Raw genomic sequence first — 19791 nt, 5'->3', positions numbered from 1 at the left:
AAGGGGGACAAGCGCCGTGACGCGCCATGCCATTGAAATCCGCGAGCTCCGCAAAACCTATGCCGCACAAGCGGGTGAGCCGCCCAAGGAGGCGCTCAAGGGCATCGACCTCGACATCCCCGCAGGCTCGGTCTTCGGCCTGCTCGGGCCCAACGGCGCCGGCAAGTCAACGCTGATCAACATCCTCGCGGGGCTTGTCCTCAAGACTTCGGGAAAAGTCTCGATCTGGGGCTTCGATCAGGACGTGAACCCGCGCCAGAGCCGCGCCTCGATCGGGGTCATGCCGCAGGAGCTCAACCTCGATCCGTTCTTTCCGCCCCGCGCCGCGCTCGAGGTCCAGGCCGGGCTCTACGGCGTGCCGAAATCCCAGCGTCGCACCGATGAAATCCTCGAGATGATCGGGCTGTCCGACAAGGCCAACGCCTATGCCCGGACGCTTTCCGGCGGCATGCGGCGGCGGCTTTTGCTCGGCAAGGCGCTGGTGCATCACCCGCAGGTTCTGGTGCTTGACGAGCCCACCGCCGGGGTCGATATCGAGCTGCGCCAGATGCTGTGGGAAAACGTCCGCCGGCTCAACGCCGAGCGCGGCACGACCATCATCCTGACGACCCACTACCTCGAGGAGGCCGAAGAGATGTGCGACGAGATCGCCATCATCAACCACGGCAGCGTGATCGCCCGCGACAGCACCGCGAACCTTCTGGGCAAGCTCGACACGAAATGCATGGTGATCCAGCCCGACACCCCGCCCGAACGCTTGCCGCAAGGGCCGGGGCTCGAGGTCGAAACACGCAAGGACGGCGCGCTCGCCATCTCCTACCACGCCTTGACCACAAGCGCCGAGGATGTGCTCGGCGCGGTCCGCGCCGCCGGGATCACGATCCGCGACGTGCGCACCGAACAGGCCGATCTCGAGGACGTCTTCCTCAAACTGACCCGCAGCGCCAACGCGGCCTAGCCGAGCCCCGCTTCGCTTTCGATCTGGCGACGGGATTTGCGCGCGCGCTCGGTGGCGGACTTGAGCTGCCCGCAGGCGGCCATGATGTCCTCGCCCCGCGGCGTGCGGATCGGCGAGGCATAGCCGGCCTTGTAGATGATGTCGGCAAAGGCCTTGATCCGGCTCCAGTCCGAGCGCTCATAAGGCGCGCCGGGCCATTCATTGAAGGGGATCAGGTTGATCTTGGCCGGAATGCCCTGAATGAGTTTGACCAGCCGCCGCGCATCCGCATCGCTGTCATTCACATCCTTGAGCATGACGTATTCGAAGGTGATCCGCTCCGAATTGCTCAGCCGCGGGTACTCCCGCAGCGCATCGAGCAGCGCCGCGATATTCCAGCGCCGGTTGATCGGCACCAGCTTGTCGCGCACCTCGTCGGTCGTCGCATGAAAAGACACGGCCAGCAGACAACCGATCTCCTCCGCCGTCTTGGCGATCTCCGGCACGACGCCCGAAGTCGACAGCGTGATCCGTCGGCGCGACAGTGAAATCCCTTCCGGATCCATCGCGATCTTCATCGCGTCGCGGACATTGTCGAAATTGTAGAGCGGCTCGCCCATACCCATCAGCACGATGTTGCTGAGCAACCGCGTCTCGTCCTTCGGCGCCCCCGGCTCGGGCCATTCGCCAAGGTCATCGCGCGCCATCATGACCTGACCCACGATCTCGCCCGCGGTGAGATTGCGCACAAGTTTCTGCGTCCCTGTGTGACAGAAGGAACAGGTCAGCGTGCAGCCCACCTGAGACGAGATGCACAGTGTCCCGCGCCCCTCTTCGGGAATATAGACCACCTCGACCTCATGCCCGCCCGCGATCCGCACAAGGTACTTCCGCGTGCCGTCCTCGCTCACCTGCCGCGAGACCAACTCGGGGATCTCGACGGTAAAATTCTCCTCAAGCTGCGCCCGGTAGCCCTTGGCGAGATTGGTCATGAGGGAGAAATCGCGCACGCCCCACTGGTAGATCCACTGCCAGATCTGGCCCGTGCGCATCTTCGCCTGCTTCTCCGGCGTGCCCATTTCAATCAGCGCCTCGCGCAACTGCGGCCGCGTCAGGCCCACAAGATTGCGCCGCCCGGCCTCGGGAGCCTTGCGGGGAATCGTCAGGACATCCTGCGTGATGGGGGCGCTGGCACTCATTGGATCACTCTCGGCTCGAAGCCTATCATGGAAAGCAAGCCGCTCTCATACAGGATTCGCGCCCGAAGTCCAATCTTTCAGGCGCGCCCGCAACGCCCCGGCCCACAGAGGCCCGCCTCCGGCCTATTGACAGCCCAAGGCCGCACCCCATCTGGGCATGACATCACCCGTCGAGCTCAGGAGCCCCCATGCAAAACACAGCGCTCGTAACCGGCGCCTCTTCTGGCATCGGCGCGGAAATCGCCCGCTACCATGCCCGCCAGGGCGGCGATCTCGTCATCGTGGCGCGCCGCGAGGGGCCGCTCAATGACCTGAAGGCCGAGCTCGAGGCCGCGCATGGCATCACGGCCCAGGTCATCGCGATGGACCTCGGCACCCCCGATCAGGCCAAGGCCCTCGCCGAGCGAATCGCATCCCAAGGGATCGGGATCGACATCCTCGTCAACAACGCCGGCTTCGGCGGCCACGGCGCCTTCCTAGAGCGCGACCTCGACAAGGACCTGGCGATGATCGACCTCAACATCTCCGCCCTGGTCACCCTGAGCCACCTGATCGGCAATCAAATGCGCGCACGCGGCGGCGGGAAGATGCTCCAGGTCTCCTCGACGGCCGGCTTCCTCCCGGGCCCCTACCAGGCGGTATACTACGCGACCAAAGCCTTCGTGACCTCCTTCAGCCAGGCCGTCGACCAGGAGCTCCGCCCCCACGGCATCACCTCAACCGCGCTCTGCCCCGGGCTCGTCCATACCGAATTCGTCGCCTCGGCCAACCTCGAAGGCACAGGGCTCGCAAACCAGAAAGGCGCAAGCCCCGCCTCGGTCGCGAAATGCGGCTATGACGCGATGCAGTCCGGTAAACTGATCGCCATAAACGATCGACGCATGTCGATCATGGTCAACTGGATCGCCCCGTTCCTGCCCCGCCGCAGCGTGCTCAAATCGGTGGCAGGCCTGCAAACCAAATAACCCCACCCGCTTCTTCTCTTGAAAAATACTCCGGGGGAGTCCGCCCCCGGCGGACGGGGGCAGCGCCCCCCTCTCTGCTCCCCACAGATCCAAAAAACGGCGATAGACCCCCTCGGGGAATTCGAACCAGGTGATTTGGTCAAAAGGGTCGTCAAACAACAGGCTCCCCGGTGCGACGGAAGCCGGGCGTGCGGCTGCCCGTGGGGTAGCGCAGTGACGGCTGAGCCAAGCGCTTTATGGCATCCAATCCCCTCTACCAACTGATCTCTGCACTGGCGTCACCAAAGCGCCAGCCCGTGGGGATGGGCAGCCGCGCCCGGCGCCTTCGGCGTGAGTCCGGACGATTTGAACACCCGTCGATCGCCCGTTTCGTCCCGCACAGCCGACACACGGTATCTGTGTTTAAACGGTCGATTTCGCCGATGACAGAAAGGCCCGAGTTTTGGCGTCTCCTGCGGTGCGGAGAATGTCCGGGACGAGACCCACTTTACCGGTTGCTGCACAACACCCCAAAGGCTGCTTTGCGGATTGCTACCGCTTGATAGACCAGATCATTGCAGTCTCGTAGCCAGCGGATTCAAGCAACTCGATCTTGGACGCCCATCCCGCCGGGCAGACGACAAAGGCGGCTCCCATACCACGGTTGGCAAACGCCGTCTCGGCCGCGCGCAGCAGTGCATTGGAAGCCTCACTGCCTCGGTCAAGCGCCGTCGGTTTGGCCAGCTCATGGTGGTAGTAGTCATCAATCACACCTGTCCCTATGATGTCGTGGGCAGGGGGAAAGTGCAGCCGTGAGGCGGGCTGTGCGATGATGTAGCCCCTCAAATCCTCGGCCTCTCCCAGAACCATCATGTCCCGATCCCGAAGCGTCAGGCTCCGCGTCATCCATGCAGAAAAACGTGGATCAGCCTCGGGATGAATTTCCCAGAACGGGTCGATTTCGAAAAGAACCTGCCGGTTCTCGGCGCTGCGTGCAACGATACCTGGCACATCTTCTTCCGTCGCTTGTCGAACACCTGCGGGCATTCCCTGATCGCCAAGGTCACTACGTGACAGATAAAGCGTGAGAGGTTCATACCCGCTTGCCTCGAACGCGGTTCGCCAGATTTCACCTACGACGTAGGATGCCAGCTTGATCCGGGCACCGGCTTCGTGAAGGGCGTCCTCGGCTGCGGCCAACAGGTCGTCAACAGTGCCGCTCGGTGCATCGGCTGCAACAAAAGAGTCGGGCAGGATCAGTCCCGGCTCGCCGAACGGGCCTGCATAGATTGGGGGGATCGGCAGCATCATCGCATGGATGACACCCGTGATCTGACCCCCATCCTCCGCGACACGCCAAAACTGTTGAAAGGGTTGTTGTTCTGCCGTCAGAGCAAAAGTCAGCGCCTTTTCAATCTGCGCGGGCGCGTCATCTGCCATCTTCCAAAGGATCGCATCCTCTGCACGACGTTCCTGCGCATCCAGCATGAGGAGCTCAACCAGGCGCGGCATGTCGTCGGGTGTCGCTGGACGGATAGTCTGAGTCATGGCTTGGTCTCTCTTGGTTTTTGCTGAGTTTTACTTCCCCGGTTGTATCGACCGACTGCACCAAATTGACAAAGCGAGATAATTCCATCAGCGTTTAGAAAAACTATCGCCTTTGAGGCATCAAATGAAGAACGTAAACCTGAACGCGCTCCGGGTGTTCTCTGTCGTCGCATCGCACGGGAACCTGCAACGTGCGGCTGAGGAGCTAAATCTATCGCGTGGCGCAGTCTCCCAGCGGATCAAGCAGCTCGAAATCGAGCTGGGGGTGGTTCTTCTCGTGCGTGGCGCACGCGGTGTCTCGCTCACGGCGGAAGGTGAGCGATGCCATGCAGCCATGCAAGACGCCCTCGCGACGCTTGACACCGCGTTGGTGGGCATTTGCAAGGACGGTGATCGTGTCACGCTCCACCTTGGTTCTTCCACCGCAACGAAGTGGCTGATGCCCCGGATGGACGCTTTCGCGGCCAAGTTCCCGAACGTATCCCTCACCACACAGGTCCATGAGCAGATTCTTGCGCGCAGTCTGGGCCGAAATGAAATCGCGATCTGGCCGGGCAAAGCGCGCGACACGAATGCAGCCCACGGATCGCGCCGCTTGGCCGATATCCGCCTTGTTGCGGTATGCAGTCCTGATTTTCTGCGACCGGATTGGCCAATGGGGTTGGAGACGTTGCTGACGCTGCCACTCCTTCAGGATGCACACCGACGGTGGGAAAAGCTGATCCAGGAAACCGGGTATGGCGACACACACAAGCTGCTCAACTTTGACCGATCTGCCTTGGCTCTCGATGCAGCTATCGGTGGTCACGGCATTGCCATCGCGCCGACGTACATGGTGGAAAATGATCTTCGGTCAAAGAAACTGGTGGAAATTTGGGTCGATCCCGACCCTTCTGATGATGAGCTCTATATCTCATGGTCAAAGGACCATCTGAGCCAGACGCGCATCAAGCGGATCGTTGATTGGATTGCGTCTGAATTCGAGTGAAGCAGAACTTCGGTTCGGGAAAGCGAACGGAAGCAAAGTCCCGCTGAGCGGACGTTGCGTCTTTCCGAAATCCCTCTCTCTGACTGACCGCGGGAGTTACCCCCCGCAGCGGCTCTGGGCTTCGTCCAGTGCGGCGGTGAAGCCGATGAGCGAGAAGGTGTCCTTGGTGACGGTCCCGCGGCTCGACCGTGCGGTCAGCAACGCTTCGGCCCCGCGCTTCATCGCCGCGATGATGCGCGCGTCGTCCGAGGCGCTTGTCGGCCAGGCCCAGCCCAGGGATTCGCCCGAGGCGTTCGTCACGTTCTGGGTGAACATCTCGAACTCGGTGCCGCCGATGTTGACGTTGACCGTCGAGCCATCCGCAAAGGGATAGCCCCCGGTGAAGGTCACCTGCCCCTTCACCTCCGATTCCGGCCGGTAATAGACAAAGAGCAGGATGTCACCGCGGTTGACCGCCTTGATCCGGCCATTGCTGTCGGTGTTGACGGTCTCCTTGGGCACCGAGACGCTCCAGCATTCCTTGGGGTTGTCCTCCATGAACACCGACCAGTCCGATACCGATGTCACCTGATTGTCGCTTTGCTCCTGTGCCGCCGCCGCGCTTGTGATCATGCTCACCACGATCGCCGCCGCGGCCAGCCGGCCCGCACCCCATGCCTTCATCCGTCGCGCCTCCATTGTGCCCGCCCCGTCATTCTCTGTCTTCCGAATTGAGCCCGTCCGCCTCTGGCGGGGGCGATCCTGTCTCGACAGATTATTGATAGCCTGAAATGAAGGGGAGCCAAAAGGCCCATTGGCAAAATATCGCCAAACCGGAACAGGAGAGAGACCATGTCGCAAGCTGAAGCTCTGGTGGAGGTCTGGCGGGGTGATTTTCTGGAATGCGTGCATCGCGGCCATGCGGTGGTCTGTGATGGCGCGGGCGAGGTCGTGGCCGCCTGGGGCGATCCGGGGGCGGTGATCCTGCCGCGCAGTTCGGTCAAGGTGTTCCAGGCGCTGCCACTGGTGGCCTCGGGGGCGGCCGATCGCGCCGGGCTCACCGATCGCCATCTCGCGCTCGCCTGCGCCTCCCACAGCGGCGCCTTCATCCACAACCGGCTCGCCCGGTCCTGGCTGCGGGATCTGGGCTTCGGCCCCGAGGATCTGCTTTGCGGCGCGCAAAGCCCGCAGGACCGCGAGACCCGTCATGACCTGATCCGCCACGGCCAGTCTCCGGACCCCACCCATCACAACTGTTCGGGCAAGCATTGCGGTTTTCTCACCCTGCGCCAGCATCTCGGCGCGGGGCCCGATTACGTCGACCCGGCCCACCCGGTGCAGCGCGCGGTGCGCGAGCTTTTCGAAGAGGTGACGGGCGCGCCCTCCCCCGGCTACGGCATCGACGGCTGCGCCGCGCCCAATTTCGCCACCACGGTGACCGGGCTCGCGCGCGGGGCCGCCTGGATCGCCACCGCCGGCACCCGCGCCGATGCTCTGAGCGGGGCGGGCGGGCGGCTCGCAGAGGCGATGATGGCCCATCCCGAGCTCGTCGCCGGAGAGGGCCGTGCCTGCACCGCGCTGATGCGCGCAGCGCCCGGGGCGGTGCTTGCCAAGACCGGGGCCGAAGGCGTTTATCTCGCCGCCCTACCCAATGCCGGCCTCGGCATCGGCCTCAAGATCGAAGACGGCGCGACCCGGGCCTCGGAATGCGCGGTCGCCGCGCTGCTCGCCAGGCTGGGCGCGCTCGATCCCGAGCATCCCGCGGTCCAGAGCCTGCTCAGCCCCGCGATCCACAACCAGCGCGGCGATGCGGTCGGCGCCATCCGCCCGGCCGCAGCGTTGATGTAGCGCGCGCCGCGCCCTAGCTCAGCGTGACAAACTCCTCGCGCCGGTAGCCTTGCAGGTAGAGCAGCGCGGTCAGATCGCCGTGATCGATCCGGATCCCCGCCTGCGCCGCGACCGTGGGCTTGGCGTGGAGCGCAACGCCCGCCCCGGCCCGCGCGAGCATCCCCAGATCGTTGGCCCCGTCGCCCACCGCGAGCACTTCGGCCGGCGTAATCCCGAGCCCCAAGGTGATCTCTTCCAGCGCCGCCACCTTCGCCTCGCGCCCAAGGATCGGCAGCCCGACGCGCCCGGTAAGCACATCGCCCTCGGCCAGAAGCGTGTTCGCCCGCGCCTCGTGGAACCCCACCGCCGCGCGCACCCGGTCGGTGAAGGCGGTGAACCCGCCCGACACCAGCACGCAGCGCGCCCCGTTGGCCCGCATCGTCCCCAGCAGCGCCTCGGCCCCGGGAGCAAGCGTGATCCGCTCGCGCCAGACCTGCTCGATCACCGTCACCGGCAACCCCTCCAAAAGCGCCACGCGCTCCAGCAAGGCCCCCTCGAAATCGAGCTCGCCATTCATCGCCCGCGCCGTGATCTCGCGCACCTGCGCGCCCACGCCCGCAACCTCGGCCAGCTCGTCAATGCACTCCTGCTCGATGATCGTGCTGTCCATGTCGGCCAGCAGCATCGCCTTGCGCCGCCCCGCCGCGGGTTGGACCGCCAGATCGATCCCAAGCGCCCCGAGCTCGTCGCGCACCGCCTCCGCATTGGCCGGGACCGCCTCCAGCGCAAACTCCGCCGCCTCTCCGGGTGCGAGCCAGTCGATCGTCCCGCCGCCCCAGGCATCGCGCAGCGCCTCCACCGGCGCGCGCTCCAGTTTGCCCCGCGGCGCGATCAAGCTGACGACATGCATGGCGGCTCTCCTTTGACTTGCCTTCCCCGGCGACTTAGCGCCCCGCGCGCGCCATGACCAGACCCGGGGCCCGGCGCGCGGCCTGCGTTTCCAATCGGAACCAGGCGGCGCCAAATTTCGCAACAAACCGCCCGGGCCCGCCCATTTCCCCGCTTGCGCGGCCATTGGCGCGGCTGTATCCCCGCCCGTGGGACACCCCTCCCCAACGAGGGGCGCTTATCTGGAAGGATAGCAGCAATGGCTATTGAAGCTCCGGCCACGCGGCCGGCAAACCCGCGTTTCTCGTCTGGCCCCTGTGCCAAACCCCCCGCATTCGCGCTTGATGCGCTCTCCGATGCCGCCCTTGGCCGCTCCCACCGCGCCGCCATCGGCAAGGACAAGCTCAAATCCGCCATCGAGCGGACGCGCGAGATCCTCGGCATCCCGGCTGACTACCGCATCGGCATCGTGCCCGCCTCCGACACCGGCGCGGTCGAGATGGCGATGTGGTCGCTCCTCGGCGCGCGCAAGGCGACGATGGTCGCCTGGGAAAGCTTCGGGGCCGGCTGGGTTACAGACGTGGTCAAACAGCTCAAGATCGACGCCGAGGTTCGGACCGCCGAGTATGGCGAGATCGTAGACATGGGCGCGATCGACTACGACACAGATGTGGTCTTCACCTGGAACGGCACCACCTCCGGCGTGCGGATGCCGAACGGAGACGCGATCCCCGCCGAGCGCGCGGGCCTCACGATCTGCGACGCCACCTCCGCCGCTTTCGCCATGGACCTGCCCTGGGACAAGCTCGACGTGACGACCTTCTCCTGGCAAAAGGTGCTCGGCGGCGAAGCGGCGCACGGGATGCTCATCCTCTCCCCCCGCGCGGTCGAACGGCTCGAAACCTACACGCCGCCTTGGCCGCTGCCCAAGATCTTCCGCCTGACCAAGGGCGGCAAGCTGATCGAGGGCATCTTCCGCGGCGAGACGATCAACACCCCCTCGATGCTCGCAGTCGAAGACTACCTCGTCGCGCTCGACTGGGCCGGATCCGTGGGCGGGCTCCCCGGCCTCATCGCCCGGGCCGACGCCAACACCGGCGCCATCGCCCGCTTCGTTGCGGCCCATGACTGGATCGACTTCCTCGCCGCCGACCCGGCGACGCGCTCCAACACCTCGGTCTGCCTGAAGTTCACCGACGCACGGATCACCGACGGCGCGGCCTTCGCCAAGGCAATCGCCAAGCGGCTCGAAGCCGAGGGCGCCGCGCTCGACGTCGGCGCCTACCGCGATGCGCCTCCCGGCCTGCGGATCTGGTGCGGCGGCACGGTCGAAACAGCGGATATCGAAGCGATGCTCCCCTGGCTCGCCTGGGCCTTCGAGACCGAAATCGCCGCGCTCTCCGAGCCCGCCTGAGCCAGCTTGCGTCCGGCCCTGACCGCCGGGCGCCCTCCCCCCAGTTTTGCCGCGTGGCCCGCGCGCCCGCGCCCCATCACAGCCAGAGGACCCCTCAAGATGGCCCCTAAAGTACTCGTTTCCGACAAGCTTTCCGAAACCGCCGTCCAGATCTTCCGCGACCGCGGGATCGAGGTCGATTTCCGCCCCGAACTCGGCAAGGACAAGGACAAGCTCGCCGAGGTGATCGGCAGCTATGACGGGCTCGCGATCCGCTCGGCCACGAAAGTGACCGAGAAGCTTCTGGAAAACGCCCCCAATCTCAAGGTCGTTGGCCGCGCCGGGATCGGTGTCGATAATGTCGACCGCGTGGCGGCCTCCAAGAAGGGGGTGATCGTGATGAACACGCCCTTCGGCAACATGATCACCACCGCCGAACACGCCATAGCGATGATGTTCGCCGTGGCCCGCCAAATCCCCGAAGCCAGCGCCTCGACCCACGCCGGGAAATGGGAAAAATCGAAATTCATGGGGGTCGAGCTCACCAGCAAGACCCTCGGCGTGATCGGCGCTGGCAACATCGGCGGCATCGTCTGCGACCGCGCCCGCGGCCTCAAGATGAAAGTCATCGCCTATGATCCCTTCCTCAGCGAGGAAAAGGCCGATCAGATGGGCGTCGAAAAGGTCGAGCTCGACACGCTCCTGAAGCGCGCCGATTTCATCACGCTGCACGTGCCGCTCACCGACAGCACGCGCAACATCCTCTCCCGCGACGCTCTTGAACAGACGAAGAAAGGCGTGCGCATCATCAACTGCGCCCGGGGCGGGCTCATCGACGAAGAGGCGCTTGCCGAGCTGATCAAATCGGGCCACGTTGCCGGCGCCGCGCTCGATGTCTTCGCGGTCGAGCCCGCCACAGACAACCCGCTCTTCGGCCTGCCCAACGTGGTCTGCACGCCCCACCTCGGCGCCTCCACCACCGAGGCGCAGGAGAACGTCGCGCTGCAGGTGGCCGAGCAGATGTCGGACTACCTGCTGACAGGCGCGGTCCAGAACGCGCTCAACATGCCCTCCGTCACCGCCGAAGAGGCCAAGACCATGGGCCCCTGGATCAAGCTTGCCGACCACCTCGGCGCCTTTATCGGCCAGATGACCGACGAGCCGATTCAGGAAATCAACATCCTCTACGACGGGATCGCGGCCGAGATGAACCTTGACGCGCTCAACTGCGCCGCAGTGGCGGGCATCCTCAAGGCCTCCAATCCGGACGTCAACATGGTCTCAGCGCCGGTGATCGCCAAGGATCGCGGCATGAAGATCGCCACCACGAACCAGGCCCAAGCCGGTGTGTTCGAAGGCTATATCAAGATCATCGTCCGCACCGATGCGCGCGAACGATCGATCGCCGGCACGGTCTTCTCCGATGGCAAACCGCGCTTCATCCAGATCAAGGGCATCAACATCGACGCCGAAATCGGCGAGCACATGATCTACACCACCAACGAGGACGTCCCCGGCATCATCGGCACGCTCGGCCACACCATGGGCAAACACGGCATCAACATCGCCAACTTCACCCTGGGCCGCAAGGAATCCAAGGGAGAGGCGATCGCGCTGCTCTATGTGGATGACGCGGTGCCTGCCAACGTGCTGGAGGAACTCAGCGGCACGGGCCTCTTCCAACAGGTCAAACCCCTGCAGTTCACGCTCGGATGACCCTACCTGCAAGGGTGCGGGCCCCGCGTCCGCGCCGCCCCAACCAGAAGGACCCGAGGCGATGACCCCCATCTACGTCCTCGCCGATATCCACGGCTTCATCGACGAGCTCGACACCGCGCTCGCCCTCATCGAGGCCGACGGCGGCCCGGACGCAGAGGTTGTCTTCCTCGGCGATTACGTCGACCGCGGCCCCGACAGCCGGGCGGTGATCGAGCGGCTGTCCTCCGGCGTCGCCCAGGGGCGCAACTGGACCTGCCTGCTCGGCAACCACGACCGGATGTTCCTGCGGTTCCTCGAGGATCAACGCATCGACGACCCCGCCATCTCCTCCGGCCGCACCTGGCTCGATCCGCGCCTCGGCGGGCTCACAACGCTGGACAGCTACGGCCCGATGCCCCGGCCCTCGCGCCTGCGCACCCCGCCCACCGCGCGCATCTGGGACGCCGCGCGCGACGCCGTCCCCGACGCCCACCGCGCCTTCCTCACCACGCGCCCACTCACCCATCAAACCGGCGAGCTGCTCTTCGTCCATGCCGGCATCCGCCCCGAAGTCCCTCTGGACGATCAGGCCGAAGACGACCTCGTCTGGATCCGCAGCCCCTTTCTCGAACACGAAGCGCCGCACCCCTGGCTGGTGGTCCACGGCCACACCGCGCTCGACGCCCCCGCCCACCACGGCAACCGCGTCAACCTCGACGGCGGAACAGGCTACGGCCGCCGCCTCTACCCCGCCGCCTTCGAAGGCCGCTCCTGCCGCCTGCTGACCCGCGGCGGCAGCATCCCCCTCGCGCCCTGACCTTCTTCTCTTCGAAAAATACTCCGGGGGAGCCTGCAGCGCAGGCGGGGGCAGCGCCCCCTACCCGTCCACCACCACGTAACGCGCCGCGTGATGGACCGGAAACGCCACCGAACGCGCGATGAAACAGACCGCCCCGATGCGCGCATGCAAGGTATCGGCCAGCGCAAGATCACTTCCCGGCGCCACCCCGATCCGGGGCCGCAGCGTCACGGCGGTAAACCGCCCCGCCCCGCTGGCATCGCTCTCGAACTCGGCCTCCGGCGCATCCTCATAGCGCAGCACCACCACGCCCGCCTCCGCCGCGAGATGCAGATACCAAAGCATGTGACAGGCCGACAGCGCCGCGAGCAGCATGTCCTCGGGATTGTGCAACCCCGGATCCCCGCCCAGCATCGGATCATTCGAACAGGCGATGACCGGCTTGCCCGGCGTCGCCACCTCCCAGCTGCGATCATAGCCGTGATACCGCGCCGTCCCCTCGCCGCGGTTGCCCGTCCAGCGGATCTGTGGAGCAAACCGGCTCATGTCGGCTCGATCACGTCACGTTCCGTGACGATGAGGTCAAGCGGCTGGTCGGTCGTTTCGCTCGGAATATCCCCCGACTCTTGCGCGCCATAGGCAAAGCCGATCGCCAGAACCGGCCCCTGCGCACGCAACAGCTCAAGCGTCCGGTCATAAAACCCGCCGCCGTAGCCGAGCCGTCCGCCCCGGCGGTCAAAGGCCAGAAGCGGGATGATCAGGATTTCCGGCCGTATGAAATCATCAACCTCCGGCACCATGACGTTGAACGGCCCTTTGCGCAGCGGCGCTTCCGGCTGCCAGCGCGAAAATTTCAGCGGGCGCGCAGGGCCCGTGATCACCGGCACGCCAACCGCCCCATGCGCGGCCGCTTCGGCCATGGCCGGGATCGGGTCGATCTCGCTCCGGATCGGCAGATATCCCGAGAGCGGCACCCCGCGATACCCCGCCAGAACTTCCGAGAGCCGCCCCGCGGCGCCCCCCAGATCGCCCGCATGCGCCGCCTCACGCCGCGCTGCCGCCAGCACGCGGGCCGCGGCCTTGCGGTCGGCCAGCGCCTCCCCGCTCACAGCAGGACCACCACGGCGAGCCCAAGAAAGGCAAAGAAACCAACCACATCCGTGACGGTTGTGACGAAAGCCCCCGACGCGAGCGCGGGATCGACCCCCAGCTTTTCAAGCGCGACGGGGATGACCGTCCCGGCAAGCCCCGCGACCACGAGGTTGATGACCATCGCCACCGCGATGACATAGCCAAGCGCCGGCGAGCCGAACCAAAAGAGCCCGACGATCCCCATCACCACCGCGAAGACCACGCCATTGACCAGCCCGACGAGCACCTCTCGCCGGATCACCCGCCAGACGTTCGCGCCCGTGAGGTCGCGCGTGGCGATCGCGCGCACCGCGACGGTGAGCGATTGCGTCCCGGCGTTGCCGCCCATCGAGGCCACGATCGGCATCAGCACCGCGAGCGCGACGATCTGCGTGATCGCGGCTTCGAATTGCGCGATCACCAGCGAGGCCAGCACCGCCGTCACGAGGTTGACCGCCAGCCACGGGAACCGCCGCTTGACCGTGTCGAAGACCTTGTCGCTGAGGCTCCCCTCGCCCACACCGGCGAGGCGCAGGATGTCCTCCTCATGCTCCTCGTCGAGCACGGCCATCGCGTCATCGATGGTGATCTGCCCCACGAGCCGCCCTTCCTCATCGACCACCGGCGCTGAGATCAGGTGATACTGGTTGAAGGCATAGGCCACGTCGCCTTCGTATTGCGTGACCGGAAAGGTGCGGAACATCTCTTCGGTCAGCTCGACAAGCGGCGTCTCCCGCCGCGCGGCCATCAGGCGGCCCAGCGTCACATTGGCGATCGGGTGCAGGCGCGGATCGACCACCACGATGTGATAGAATTGCTTGGGCAACTCCTCGGCGCTGCGCATGTGATCGATGGCATCGCCCACCGTCCAGTGCTCGGGCGCCATCACCACCTCGCGCTGCATCAGACGCCCGGCGGAAAACTCCGGATAGCTCAGCGCCTGCTCGACCGCGATCCGGTCGCTGTCATCCAGCGCGTCGAGGATTTCCTCCTGCCGGTCCTCGTCGAGATCCTCGACAAGGTCGACCACATCGTCGGTATCGAGATCGCGCACCGCATCCGCAAGGTTCTCGGGGCTGAGGATCGCGATGACCTCTTCGCGCAGGGTCTCGTCCAGCTCCGAGAGGATCTCGCCGTCGATCTCCGGATGATAGAGCTCCAGCAGGCGGCGCCGGTCGTATGTGTTGATCTGCTCCAGAAGGTCGGCGATGTCGGCGGCGTGCAGCGGCGCCATGAGCGTCGCGAGCTTTGCGGCATCGCCCGCGTCCACCGCAAAGAGAATCGCCGCGACCGCCTTGGGACGAAGCGCGTAGTCCTCGTCCTCCTCCGCACCCTCGGGCGCGACGTCGATCTGATCCGCGGGCTCGGTCATGAGGGGGGCTCCCTGCGTCATGGACTGTCTCGCCGCTGACCATAGGCAAGCCCCAACTGGGCCACAATGGCCCGGGCTACGTTTTGCGCTTGCCCGCGCCGCGCCATTCATGTTTCGCCTTTGAGGACGGCGCGGCGGCGAGGCGAAGCACATGAACACACAGCTGATCATCGGACAGGTTCTGCGTTTCACGCGCGATCCCTTCCTCGGCGCCCCGCAGGAGGCCGCCGAGATCACCGCGCGCGGCGGCGTGCTGATCGAAGATGGTCGGATCGCGGCCCTGGGAGACGGCGCGGCGCTGCGCGCGGCCCACCCCGATGCGGAGGTCTTCGACGAGGGCGATGCGCTGATCTCCGCCGGGTTCGTCGATGCCCACGCCCATTACCCGCAGACGGCGATGATCGCCAGCTGGGGCAAACGTCTGATCGACTGGCTCAACACCTACACCTTCCCCGAGGAAATGCGCTTCGAAGACCGCGCCTACGCCGACGAGATCGCGGGCCGCTGGCTCGATTTGCTCATCGCCCATGGCACCACGAGCGCGCTCAGCTTCTGCACGGTGCACGCGCAAAGCGCCGACGCGCTTTTCGCCGCCGCGCAATCGCGCGGGATGCGACTCGCCGCGGGCAAGACCTGCATGGACCGCAACGCGCCCGACGGCCTGCGCGACAGCCCCGAGCGCGCCTATGACGAGAGCCGTACGCTGTTGCAACGCTGGCACGGGGTTGACCGGCTCTCCTACGCGATCACGCCGAGATTCTCGCCGACCTCGACGCCCGAACAGCTCTCCGCGCTCGGCGCGCTCTGGGCCGAACACCCCGACTGCCTGATGCAGACACACCTTTCCGAGCAGATCGACGAGATCGCCTGGGTGCGGGATCTCTACCCCGACGCGCGCGACTATCTCGACACTTATGAGGCTCACGGGCTTCTCGGCGACCGCGCCCTCTTCGGCCACGCGATACACCTGGAACCGCGCGAGATGGACCGGCTGCGCGAAACCGGCGCAGCGCTGGTGCATTGCCCTACGTCCAACACCTTCATCGGCTCCGGCCTCTTCGACACCGGCGCGATGAAATCCGCCGGGCTCCGCGTGGGGCTCGCTACCGACACAGGCGGCGGGTCGAGCTTTTCGATGCTGCGCACGATGGCCGCCGCCTATGAAATCGGCCAGCTCAGGGGCCGCGCGCTGCACCCCACCGAGCTGTGGTGGCTCGCCACAGCGGGCTCGGCTGAGGCGATGCACATGGGTGACCGGATCGGAAACCTTGCAGTGGGGATGGAGGCGGATATCGTGGCCATCGACCTCGCCTCGACCCCGGCCATCGCGCAACGCACGACCCGTGCCGAAGACGCCTGGTCCGCGATCTTTCCGACCATCATGATGGGCGACGACCGGGCGATCCGAAAGGTCTGGATCGCGGGTACCACCCCGGGCGCCCAGCTCTCCACGCGCACCGGAAAATGATCGATCATTTTCCGGCACGTTTTCCGATCAATCGGAAAACGGCGCCCTTCCCTGACCGCGCGAGCGGGGTCAGATCGGCGCGAGAAGGTCGAGGGCTTCGTCGTGAAGCGCCTTGGTCGCGGCGGCGATAATCTGTCCGCCGCCATGCGCGGGGCCGCCTTGCCAGGTGGTCACCACCCCGCCCGCCGCTTCGATCACGGCAATCGGCGCCTGAATGTCGTATGGATTAAGCCCCGCTTCGATCACCAGGTCAATCTGGCCCGCCGCGAGCAGGGCGTAGGCGTAGCAGTCCATGCCATATCTTGTGAGTTTCGCCCGCGCCGAGACCCGCTCGAAGGCCGATCGATCCTGCGGCGTCCCGATCTCTGGGAAGGTCGTGAAAAGCGTGGCGTCACCGAGCCGTGCGCCGCGCCGGGTCTGCAAGCTCCGCTCGCCCAGCGGGCCCGTTGTCCGGGCGCGGCCGAAGCCTCCTTCGAACCGCTCGCCAATGTAGGGTTGGTCAATGATCCCGAAGCGCGGGCCAGCCTCATCAGAGAGCGCGATGAGCACACCCCACGTCGGCGTTCCCGAGATGAACCCTCGGGTGCCGTCGATCGGATCGAGGACCCAGGTCAGCCCGCTCGATCCCTCGCGCGCGCCATATTCCTCGCCAAGAATGCCATCCATCGGCCGCTCGGCTTCGATCAGTGCGCGCATCGCGCGTTCCGCAGCGCGGTCGGCCTCGGTCACAGGGTCAAACCCCTGCGCGAGCTTGTTGTCGGTGATCAGCGAGGCTTGTCGAAACCGCGGCAGGATCTCGGCCCGCGCGGCATCCGCCAGCCGATGGGCTAGGGCCGCAATCGCGGCCTGGTCCTCATCGGAAATGCTCATCGGCGCGCCTCCCTTTGCGTCTGCCGCTTGGCTAGACTGGGAGTCGCGCAGAGGCAAGCCCGGGGGCGCGCGCCCCCGGCGCAATGTCGTCAGGCGACGTCCGAGAGCACACGCGCCAGATCGAACAGGCGACGGCGTTGTTCTTCGGGGATCGAGTAATAGGACCGCACCAGATCGAGCGCTTCCTTGTCGCCCATCAGATCGGCAGGCACCGAAGTTGCCTCGATTTCCGCGGGCTCCTGTGCATCGCCGATACCGTCGAAAAAGAAACGCACGTCAACTTCCAGCGCCTCGGCGATATCCCAAAGGCGGGAGGCGCTCACGCGGTTGGCACCGGTCTCGTATTTCTGAATCTGCTGGAATTTGATTCCGACTTTTTCGGCCAATTGCTGCTGGGTCATGCCAACAAGCCACCGGCGATGCCGAATACGTTTGCCCACATGGACGTCGACGGGATGTGCCATGGCGTTTCCTTTCACTAAAAACTTCTATTGGCGACAGTGCCCCAGACAGCCTTCGATATCGCATCGACGGATCGTGTGGATAATCCCGCCACCGGGTGCTCAATCGCATCGTTGAACGCCGCTCAAAATACCCGATAACACGTCAAAAGCAAGAAATGGGTTGGTTACTAAACGCAGAGTTGAGTTGAAATTTGGGAGTAAAATCGGACAGATAGTTAAGCCGCTGACAAAAAGTCATGGTTTTTCAGACAGAAAGTGACGCTAATATGCGTTAACATGACACATAATGTGTCAGCATCGGAGACAAAGGACGTGGCGTCAATGCGAGCTTTTCGCCTGCTGAACGGGAAAAATCAGCCCCGGTTAACCGAGATCCCGACCCCCGAACCCGGGGTCGGTGAGGTGCTGGTGAGAATCACCGCGGCGGGGCTCAACTTCGCCGATTTGCTCATGATCGAGGGCCGCTATCAGGACACGCCGGCCACGCCGTTCACGCTGGGGCTGGAGGCGGCGGGCGTCGTCGCGGCGCTCGGACCGGGGGTCGAGGGGCTCGCGGTGGGGGCGCGGGTGGCGGTCTTTGGCGGTCAGGGGGCTTTCGCCGACTATGGCGCCTTTCCGGCGGCGCGCGTGATCGAGATCCCCGACGCGCTCGACATGGTCACCGGCGCGGCCTTCCAGATCGCCTACGGCACCTCTCATCTCGCGCTCGATCACCGCGCGAAACTGCGCCCCGGCGAGACGCTCGTCGTGCTCGGCGCAGGCGGAGGTGTCGGGCTGACGGCGGTCGAGATCGGCGCGCTACTGGGGGCGCGGGTGATCGCCTTTGCGCGCGGCGCCGAAAAACTGGCCGCGGCGCGTGCCGCCGGGGCCGCGCATGTCTTTGACCCGACCGAAGCGGACATCCGCGAAACCGTGCGCAATCTGGGCGGGGCGGATGTGGTCTATGATCCCGTCGGCGGCGAGCAGTTTACCGCGGCGTTCCGCGCCTGCCGGCCCGAGGCGCGGCTCCTCACCATCGGCTTTGCCAGCGGCACCGTGCCGGACATCAAGGCCAATCACATGCTGGTCAAGAACCTGACCGTGATGGGGCTTTATTGGGGCGCCTATCTCAACTTCGCGCCGCAGGTGTTGACAGGATCGCTGCAACAGCTCGCGCGCTGGCTTGCCGAGGGCAAACTCAAGGCCCCGGTCAAGACGGTCCTGCCGTTCGAGCGGCTGGAAGACGGTCTGGCGCTGCTGCGCGCGCGCAAGGCGACTGGCAAGATCGTCTTGACGATGGACGAAACCGCGCGCTAGCCCGCCCTATTCCGCCGCAACGCGCCCCTCGACGCGCCCCTGCCCGTAGAACGTCCGGATCAGGTGATGGAGATGCTGACCGGCCTGATCCAGCGCGTCGGCGCGGCTGTAGCAGTTGATCTGCTTGCCCTTCAGCTCGGGCAGCGCGCCGCCGTGCTGGATGCGTTCGTATTGCGGCGGCTCGGTCCCCTCCAGCATCGCGGTGACCGCAAGATCGGCGCTGACTGTGGCCTCGATCGTGCGGTCCGCGTCGCTCTCCACCGCGATCTCCCAGGGCACGCCCGCCGCCTCCAACCCCTTGAGGGCCGAGCCGCGAAAGATGCAGTTGCGCGCGAACGCCAGCCGGAGCGGCCGCTGCCGCCAGGCCGTCCCGCCCGGCGCGCCCATCCAGTAGAGCGGCAATTCCGCCAAGGTCTCGCCGCCCGTCGTCGCCACGTCCTCGGTGGTGAGGATGATGTGCACGTCGCCATGGTCGAATTTCTGCTTCAACGAGCGCGTGAAGGACGACAGGAGCTGCACCCGCATCCGCGGATAATCGGCGTGGAATTGCTGTAGGACACGCGGAATCGCGGGGTAGATGATGTCATGCGGCACGCCGAGCACGACCTCGCCTTCGAAGGCGGTATCGGTCAGGCGGGAATAGACTTCGTCGTTGAGCTGTAACATCCGCCGGGCATAGGCGAGGAGCTGCTCGCCCGAGCCGGTCAGGGCAATCTGGCGCGCGGAGCGGTCAAGCAGTTGCAGCCCGAGGGACTCCTCCAGCCGCTTGAGCTGCATCGAGACCGCGGATTGCGTGAGGCTGAGGAAGCCCGCCGCCTTGGTCACGCCCCCGGTATCGGCCACCGCCACGAAAGACCGCAGGGCGGTCAGGTCCAGATTTCTCGGCATATCAACCTTCTTGATGCTTTGGATCAAAACAATTCGTTTTTAAAATGAAGCACGGCTTGCGATAAACATCAAGGAATTAGATTCACGAGCACGATAGCATCA

The 19791-nt window shown here is 65.4% G+C and carries 19 protein-coding genes; 9 read left to right on the top strand and 10 right to left on the bottom strand.

Annotated features, from left to right (window positions below; all coding sequences use genetic code 11):
* Positions 1-16: 16 nt before the first annotated feature.
* The gene (locus BM353_RS00970; protein ID WP_092075710.1) at positions 17-958 is read left to right on the top strand and encodes an ABC transporter ATP-binding protein; all 942 of its coding nucleotides are present in this window, start codon (positions 17-19) and stop codon (positions 956-958) included.
* Here BM353_RS00970 and rlmN read toward each other — a convergent pair.
* Positions 955-2136: a dual-specificity RNA methyltransferase RlmN gene (gene rlmN / locus BM353_RS00965; RefSeq protein ID WP_092075708.1), complete on the bottom strand. Its 1182-nt coding sequence runs from the start codon at positions 2134-2136 to the stop codon at positions 955-957. The two genes, BM353_RS00970 and rlmN, sit on opposite strands and share 4 nt — an antisense overlap.
* Positions 2137-2324: 188 nt before the next feature.
* On the opposite strand from rlmN, the gene BM353_RS00960 reads away from it, so the two are divergent.
* Positions 2325-3101 (top strand): SDR family NAD(P)-dependent oxidoreductase, encoded by a 777-nt coding sequence (locus tag BM353_RS00960; protein WP_092075706.1) that lies wholly within the window; start codon positions 2325-2327, stop codon positions 3099-3101.
* 531 nt (positions 3102-3632) lie between these two features.
* Here the strand turns inward: BM353_RS00960 and BM353_RS00955 are convergent.
* The gene (locus tag BM353_RS00955) at positions 3633-4628 is read right to left on the bottom strand and encodes a GNAT family N-acetyltransferase (RefSeq protein WP_143104070.1); all 996 of its coding nucleotides are present in this window, start codon (positions 4626-4628) and stop codon (positions 3633-3635) included.
* A 124-nt stretch (positions 4629-4752) separates the two neighbouring features.
* Between BM353_RS00955 and BM353_RS00950 the strand changes: the two genes are divergently transcribed.
* Positions 4753-5616 carry a LysR family transcriptional regulator gene (locus tag BM353_RS00950; protein ID WP_092075702.1) on the top strand — a complete coding sequence of 288 codons (864 nt, stop codon included), beginning with the start codon at positions 4753-4755 and terminating at the stop codon, positions 5614-5616.
* Positions 5617-5712: 96 nt separating this feature from the next.
* Here BM353_RS00950 and BM353_RS00945 read toward each other — a convergent pair whose 3' ends face one another.
* Positions 5713-6279: an invasion associated locus B family protein gene (locus tag BM353_RS00945; protein WP_092075700.1), complete on the bottom strand. Its 567-nt coding sequence runs from the start codon at positions 6277-6279 to the stop codon at positions 5713-5715.
* A 168-nt stretch (positions 6280-6447) separates the two neighbouring features.
* Here BM353_RS00945 and BM353_RS00940 point away from each other — a divergent pair, with 168 nt between their 5' ends.
* Positions 6448-7443 (top strand): asparaginase, encoded by a 996-nt coding sequence (locus tag BM353_RS00940; protein WP_092075698.1) that lies wholly within the window; start codon positions 6448-6450, stop codon positions 7441-7443.
* 13 nt (positions 7444-7456) lie between these two features.
* On the opposite strand, the gene serB is transcribed toward BM353_RS00940, so the two are convergent.
* On the bottom strand, positions 7457-8332 hold the full coding sequence (gene serB / locus BM353_RS00935; protein ID WP_092075696.1) for a phosphoserine phosphatase SerB: 876 nt from the start codon (positions 8330-8332) through the stop codon (positions 7457-7459).
* A gap of 237 nt (positions 8333-8569) precedes the next feature.
* Between serB and BM353_RS00930 the strand changes: the two genes are divergently transcribed.
* From BM353_RS00930 to BM353_RS00920, 3 genes are all read left to right on the top strand, one after another.
* The gene (locus tag BM353_RS00930) at positions 8570-9724 is read left to right on the top strand and encodes a phosphoserine transaminase (RefSeq protein WP_092075693.1); all 1155 of its coding nucleotides are present in this window, start codon (positions 8570-8572) and stop codon (positions 9722-9724) included.
* A 99-nt stretch (positions 9725-9823) separates the two neighbouring features.
* Positions 9824-11419 carry a phosphoglycerate dehydrogenase gene (serA, locus tag BM353_RS00925; RefSeq protein WP_092075691.1) on the top strand — a complete coding sequence of 532 codons (1596 nt, stop codon included), beginning with the start codon at positions 9824-9826 and terminating at the stop codon, positions 11417-11419.
* A 61-nt stretch (positions 11420-11480) separates the two neighbouring features.
* Positions 11481-12218, top strand: a complete 738-nt coding sequence (locus tag BM353_RS00920; RefSeq protein WP_092075689.1) for a metallophosphoesterase family protein — start codon at positions 11481-11483, stop codon at positions 12216-12218.
* Between the two features lie 60 nt (positions 12219-12278).
* Here BM353_RS00920 and BM353_RS00915 read toward each other — a convergent pair whose 3' ends face one another.
* From BM353_RS00915 to mgtE, 3 genes are read right to left on the bottom strand one after another with little or no spacing between them, the layout of a single operon-like run.
* A complete protein-coding gene (locus BM353_RS00915; protein WP_092075687.1) occupies positions 12279-12746 on the bottom strand; it encodes an OsmC family protein in 468 nt (155 codons plus the stop codon).
* On the bottom strand, positions 12743-13309 hold the full coding sequence (locus tag BM353_RS00910; protein WP_092075685.1) for a 5-formyltetrahydrofolate cyclo-ligase: 567 nt from the start codon (positions 13307-13309) through the stop codon (positions 12743-12745). The genes BM353_RS00915 and BM353_RS00910 overlap by 4 nt, the downstream gene beginning before the upstream one ends.
* Complete coding sequence (mgtE, locus tag BM353_RS00905) at positions 13306-14703, bottom strand: magnesium transporter (RefSeq protein ID WP_092075683.1); 1398 nt, start codon at positions 14701-14703, stop codon at positions 13306-13308. Before mgtE ends, BM353_RS00910 begins: the two co-directional genes overlap by 4 nt.
* A 151-nt stretch (positions 14704-14854) precedes the next feature.
* Here mgtE and guaD point away from each other — a divergent pair, with 151 nt between their 5' ends.
* A complete protein-coding gene (gene guaD / locus BM353_RS00900; protein ID WP_092075681.1) occupies positions 14855-16171 on the top strand; it encodes a guanine deaminase in 1317 nt (438 codons plus the stop codon).
* 69 nt (positions 16172-16240) lie between these two features.
* Here the strand turns inward: guaD and hisN are convergent, their stop codons facing one another.
* Both hisN and BM353_RS00890 read right to left on the bottom strand, forming a co-directional pair.
* Positions 16241-17041: a histidinol-phosphatase gene (gene hisN, locus BM353_RS00895; protein ID WP_092075679.1), complete on the bottom strand. Its 801-nt coding sequence runs from the start codon at positions 17039-17041 to the stop codon at positions 16241-16243.
* An 89-nt stretch (positions 17042-17130) separates the two neighbouring features.
* Entirely contained in the window at positions 17131-17505 is a 375-nt protein-coding gene (locus tag BM353_RS00890; RefSeq protein ID WP_092075677.1) for a helix-turn-helix domain-containing protein, read from the bottom strand.
* Between the two features lie 321 nt (positions 17506-17826).
* On the opposite strand from BM353_RS00890, the gene BM353_RS00885 reads away from it, so the two are divergent.
* On the top strand, positions 17827-18801 hold the full coding sequence (locus BM353_RS00885; protein ID WP_092075675.1) for an NADPH:quinone oxidoreductase family protein: 975 nt from the start codon (positions 17827-17829) through the stop codon (positions 18799-18801).
* 6 nt (positions 18802-18807) lie between these two features.
* Here BM353_RS00885 and BM353_RS00880 read toward each other — a convergent pair whose 3' ends face one another.
* The gene (locus tag BM353_RS00880) at positions 18808-19689 is read right to left on the bottom strand and encodes a LysR family transcriptional regulator (RefSeq protein WP_092076436.1); all 882 of its coding nucleotides are present in this window, start codon (positions 19687-19689) and stop codon (positions 18808-18810) included.
* Positions 19690-19791: the final 102 nt, after the last annotated feature.

This window comes from Poseidonocella sedimentorum (genome assembly GCF_900116005.1).
Lineage (GTDB): Bacteria > Pseudomonadota > Alphaproteobacteria > Rhodobacterales > Rhodobacteraceae > Poseidonocella > Poseidonocella sedimentorum.
The sequence above is the reverse complement of the archived record's forward strand: the minus strand, read 5'-3'. Positions and strand labels throughout refer to the sequence as shown.